This is a genomic window from Bartonella sp. MR168JLCBS (assembly GCF_042194175.1).
The window spans coordinates 1-5,416 of record NZ_JBHIMP010000030.1; the positions used below are offsets into that span (position 1 = coordinate 1).

A 5,416-nucleotide genomic window follows, 5' to 3' on the forward strand; every position below is an offset into this window, starting at 1 on the left:
ACATAGCGTATGAAATCCGCCAATCTTTTCAGAATTATCCTTTGTATAGCCATCAGGAGCCGTCGGATTTTGCGAAATTGCAAAGGATATCTTCATTCGTCTGATCTTTTAGGATGAGATATATATAATAATCCTTTCCTGCTTCAAGATCTTCGTCAAAAGACATCCTTCCACGCCTTGGAACGCGGTAAAAGAGGTACCTACCCCCAAATTCTCACCACCATGATAAAAGCGAAAACATGCCCCTTCATTGATCACAATACCTTTTCTATTTGTCGGATTGGCTTCCAGAATTCTGTGAGGCTGATCAAAACGCACATTCTCTAAAAAATAAGTGGAAAGAAAACCTACTGTTGCCTTGTTTGTGAGCTGATCAACCATTAGATTCAACGTCTCATCCGCTTGAATAAAGAAGGACACTATTTTGACTCCCTCCATCATTCGTGCTTTTTGTTCAACTAACTCTTTAAGAATGGGTAGGATGCTTTGATGATCGCTTTTGCAAAGATTTTCTTGTTTGTTGACGTTTTCTTTCATTCTCAAAATGAGTTATCATGACCCGTTCCTTCTTGCTCGTATTGCTTAGACCAAAAGTATCATTGTCCATAAATTGCTGATATCCAGCTATCATGAGATCGGTTAGGAACGAGTCACTTTTCGGAGGTTGTGTAAAATAAATCCCCTTTGAATCCTGCAATTTATATCGAAAACCTGCTTTTTTCATGCACTCATATACTGAAGCAAATTCACTTGCATACGAATTCATATCACTAGAAGAAGCATAAACCGGTTTCCAACCACATTTTAAAAGTGATTGTTCGATTACAGCCCGATCTGCTCTAGGCTTTTCCCATAAAACCAAAGTCGATGGGGGAGGATTGCCTAATTGACATCCAGCTGTACTTAAGAGAGCCATGCTGCTCAATAGTTTTAAGATTTTTTTCATTTTTCCCCTCCTCCATAGTTTTTTCCAAAAACTCTTGTAAGAAGATGTGAATTTCAAACCAAGAGCTTTCTCCACCTTTTCAATCTGTAGATTATCAGCCGCATTTTCTTCAGTACGAAAATTGATAATATCATCATTATATTTATTAACTTTATCAATTAATACTGCAACATCATCTAAGGTATAGGTTTTCATAAATCTTCCCCTGCATACTCTTTAATTCTTTTACAGAGAAATTCATAAAAATTACTTGCGTAATATTGGGGATCATCAAGTGGAAACTTAAGATAGAGCGGGCACTCTCCATCCCGAAATTGAGTATAATCAAAGTAAAAGGTTTCACCAAAATCAGTTGTGCAGATAACAAGTTGTTTGGGATTCGTAAAGCCATCTCTTCTATCGAGCAAATTTCGGTAAACAATATCACCAGCAGGAATACCAGCACAGATTTCATAAATACTGAATATTTCTTCACCTCCAACTTCTCCGCCTCCATAATTTTTTAAAAAACCCTTATAGGAAGAGGTAAATTGTAAATCGAGAGTATTCTCAGCTGTTTTAATCCTTACATCATCAGGAGCATTATCTTTAGTACCAAAATTAATAGCATGACTATGCATATCAATATATTGTGCAACATCCGATAAAGTATAACTTTTCATAAATTTTTCTCCATAAGTCACAGTGTGTTTTTACTCATAATGAGTGTTCCTACTGATCAATATTTCTCTACCATAGCCAATGGAATTGGGATTACATCGATAGAATATAGAGGATATTTTCTTGAAGGAGCTCTTTTCTCATCTGTATCTGTAAAATCATCTCGCATTTACAATATATGATGTAATTAAAGGGGATGATCATTAAAGCTTAGAGAGCGCCTTTTAGGGACATTATTTCAATATTTGCAATAATTACTTTTTCTTTTTTCTTGCTGAGGAGTCTTTTTTTGAAATCCAACAAATAACTTTTCTGATAAAATTTTCCTTTGGCTTCATAGGCGCAACAAAACTCTTGTCTTGATAAAATGAGTAGAGAACCTCAGCCATAGGACCTTCTTGTGTCATAGGATATAACATAATAGGCCTACAATCGATTCCAATAGGAGCTCTTCCTGATACCATTCTTTCCACATTTGTACCTGTTACTATCTGTCCTTTTTCTTTCCAAGAAGAAACTGTTTCAGGCTCAAACAGCTCATCTCCCTGATAAACTTTTTTACCTTTAAATTCCACAGGTTCAGCTGCTCCCATAATTTTTTTCTTTATCCATTTCATGATTCATAAGCCCCTTCAATTTTTTCAAAATAATCAATGTATTCTTTGTTCTAAATAGACTTAACAAACTCTCCTTCCAAGAAGTAGGTTATTCCTCGCTAGAAAACTCTGAGTGATTATCGAAATCCTTTTGCCACCTGTTTAATTAAAGCGTAGCTCACTTGCTTCACCTTTGCTACTTCTTTGGCTAAAGCTAATGCACGTTCAAGATGAAGCTGTTGGATGCTCTCATCAAAGCCCAAGTGGTCCCCTGCCGTAAAGCTTTGCTGATAAGATTGTAAGGTTTCAGCATCACCCAACAAAGCAAGAGCGCCAAGATGAAGTAAAGCATAATCCGTATCGTTTGCTTTAGACGTAGCGCCTTTTTCCCAAGGAGCTATACCATAATCAGAGCGTAGCCTTTTAGAAAGGTCAATGTCTTTGACTGACCATTTTAGCGCATCATCAAGTGCTTGCTTTAAGCGATCCGCAGTGACTTCTGGTTCAAAGATTTCTAATCCCTTGGCTTCAAAATTAAGCTGTATATCTGGAATATCTTCCGTGTGGGTAGGATCAATGAATTTACAAGCGGTGGAAAGAATGCCCGTGCTAATCAAAAAGGCGCTATCAAATTGTGGGTAGTCTTTGGCAATTTCGTCGTTATAAAGAATATCTACTTCACGATCAGCCAATTGATAGCTTGCCATATGGTCATTCTCATTGATTTTCTCGGTTGACCAGTCTAAACTTTTTAAAAGTGTTGTTGCACTTTCCATAGTGAGACGATCATCAGTGTCATCCGCTTCATCCACTTCCTCTGCCACTTCAACAGAAGTTGTTTTAGAAGAAACAGGTGCTGTTTGCGGATCCAAGCTCAAAATCGGTGCATTTTTCGGAAAACCTGCTCGATAACCCCGTGCAAAAGTGAGGAGATTATCAATTCTATATTTTGAGATTTCTTCCACAAAACCTAAAGGATTTCCCTTTCTAAAATTCTCCTTATAAGATTTGAGCTTTTCAACATCCCCAATCAAAACAAGCGCAATAAGGTGACGCGCTACAAGATCAAGTTCACTGTCTGGGGGAAAAGCCGCATAATCATAGATGATTTGATTCACATTTTGCCGATCAGCCCATCCAAGTATATCTGTACAAATCTGCTTTAGCTTGCCTTCATCCAATTCAGTACTAGAAACTGTATAAACTTCTTCTGCTTCTTTGAGGGCTATATATTGAGGCATATTATAGAAAATCTCTCTATGAGCCGTAGAAAAACTAAGTGTTGAAAGGGAAGCCTTAAATGCAACAATCGGCTCTTCTTCATCACTTTGAAGGTTATACATTATATTGATGATACGGTCTTTACTTACAAAATAAGCATTGCGATTGTAGTTTTTATCACGATAAACTGTCCAACCCATTTCTTTTAATTGCTCTGTAACTTTATTGAAAGTAATCAAAACTTGTGGACTAAGATGTGCTTCTGCTGCCTCTCGCTCATTAAGGATTTTCAGATGTTTTTCAGCAAATTCAACGGCATGGTTAACATATTTTTCTACTTCATCATCATCCAAATGTTCAGAAATCGTACCAGCTTCTAGAAAATTTTTATAAGATTTCAGGATATCAATTCGACCTGTCAACGCTAAACAAGCCAAATGCCAGACTATATCTATATTGTAGCTATACTTTTGAACACGTGTTTTGCTTTCTATTGATGCTTGTAAATCTTGGGCACGTGCCCACTGTATCACCCGCTCAGAGATTTTGATAAGCTCTTGCTCATTCAATGTCTCTACACAAATATCAATGCCTTTATCAAAACCACTAAAAAAACCTCCTCCAATTGTATTAAAAGACTGATAAATATCCGTAGGTCGTATCCAATTACATTCTCTCTTATAGTGAATATATTTGCAAGCTACAGAAATCTCTTCATTAGATATTTCAGCTTCAAGACGAACATTGTAATTATCATGAAGACGTATAAAGCCAAAATCAAACTGAATAAAACGATCTGGCAAAGAGAGAAACATTCTCCCAGGTTCCATAGCAATCCATCCTCGCGTTTTGAGGATGCGATTTGCTGCGATAAGACTTATCGAGCACTGTTTTGGCTTCTTACGCGTTAGAATATCGTCTAATTCCCCATTTTTATAGGCCTGTGCAAAAAGAAGCAGACGTTCATTCCACGTCATCATTTTATAATCAGAAAATTCTGATACGTTTATTTTGGGCGTAGACTCATAACTCCTTAAAGCTTCTATATCGCCGAGAAGAGCCTTTGCAACAAGAGAATGATTAGCAGCTTCTTCATGTAATTTTTGTTCAATATTTCGTGTTTTTGCCCAAGTAATGACTTTGTTTAAAGCAGATTCAATATGACTTTCTGAAAGATCCGGTACCGTAACCCCGAAATCACCTATTTCTGGATAGAGTATATATCCATACCGTGACTTTTGCCCCCTAGAATATTCACAAGCAAGACTATAAGAAGCAGTTGTGAGACTAGCTAATAACCAAAATTTTTCACCATCCGTTTCATGTTTCACACCATAGCTCAAATCCACGATGCGATCCGGAAGATAATAATAGGCAAATGTATCGCCTACTTCATCACGATAGAGCTCACAGCCCAGACTTTTTAATATTTCTGCTGCATCTTTAGTTTGCATAATGCTTCACTCTTCTCCAACCGCCGGATAACAGCTAACTGTATAAGGAATTATTCTATTCCACTCTTTGTTTATCTGATTTTCACTCCAATTGTCTCTAAACTCTTTCAGAAGCTCTGCGTCTCCTTCAATTTTTTTCAAATCTTCTTGGTATTTATTAAGCTGTTCCTTATTTTCCCCTAGATAGCGTTTCATAATTTTTCCAAAAGGTTTTGCATCTCCTGTTTTATACGCTATTTCAAAATCTTTTTGACATTCTGTTAATTGAGAATTATCAGTTTTTATATCAATAACTTTTAATACACCTTTCTCCACATAAATAATATCAGGGTGATGTATTTTTTTTAACAAAAAGTTCATGGATAAACCTCAAAACGTGCGTTATAAACGCTCCGTATTTCCTCACTATCAATTGCCCCTCCTCCATAGTTTTTTCCAAAAACTCTTGTAAAAAGGGATAGGTTGCGGAGTGGGAGTGTTCTCAATCTTTTCAATCGGTTGATCACCATCAGGTATCTCAACTCCCGCGTGTACTTTAA

At 36.8% G+C, this 5,416-nt stretch carries 5 protein-coding genes and 3 pseudogenes; all 8 read right to left on the minus strand.

Features of this window, described 5'->3' with window-relative positions; translation table 11 throughout:
• Nucleotides 1-96: pseudogene (locus ACFIK8_RS08675) on the minus strand (hypothetical protein); the annotation flags it as partial.
• Nucleotides 97-108: 12 nt separating this feature from the next.
• Nucleotides 109-420, minus strand: a complete 312-nt coding sequence (locus ACFIK8_RS08680) for a hypothetical protein (RefSeq protein ID WP_375635933.1) — start codon at nucleotides 418-420, stop codon at nucleotides 109-111.
• Between the two features lie 46 nt (nucleotides 421-466).
• Nucleotides 467-946 carry a hypothetical protein gene (locus ACFIK8_RS08685; RefSeq protein WP_375636038.1) on the minus strand — a complete coding sequence of 160 codons (480 nt, stop codon included), beginning with the start codon at nucleotides 944-946 and terminating at the stop codon, nucleotides 467-469.
• Between the two features lie 191 nt (nucleotides 947-1,137).
• Complete coding sequence (locus ACFIK8_RS08690; RefSeq protein WP_375620541.1) at nucleotides 1,138-1,608, minus strand: SMI1/KNR4 family protein; 471 nt, start codon at nucleotides 1,606-1,608, stop codon at nucleotides 1,138-1,140.
• Nucleotides 1,609-1,860: 252 nt separating this feature from the next.
• A complete protein-coding gene (locus ACFIK8_RS08695; protein WP_375669201.1) occupies nucleotides 1,861-2,223 on the minus strand; it encodes an HNH/ENDO VII family nuclease in 363 nt (120 codons plus the stop codon).
• Between the two features lie 88 nt (nucleotides 2,224-2,311).
• Nucleotides 2,312-4,877, minus strand: a pseudogene (locus tag ACFIK8_RS08700) (DUF6990 domain-containing protein).
• Between the two features lie 6 nt (nucleotides 4,878-4,883).
• The gene (locus tag ACFIK8_RS08705; RefSeq protein ID WP_375669202.1) at nucleotides 4,884-5,237 is read right to left on the minus strand and encodes a hypothetical protein; all 354 of its coding nucleotides are present in this window, start codon (nucleotides 5,235-5,237) and stop codon (nucleotides 4,884-4,886) included.
• A 48-nt stretch (nucleotides 5,238-5,285) separates the two neighbouring features.
• Nucleotides 5,286-5,416 (minus strand): annotated as a pseudogene (locus tag ACFIK8_RS08710) (SMI1/KNR4 family protein); the annotation flags it as partial.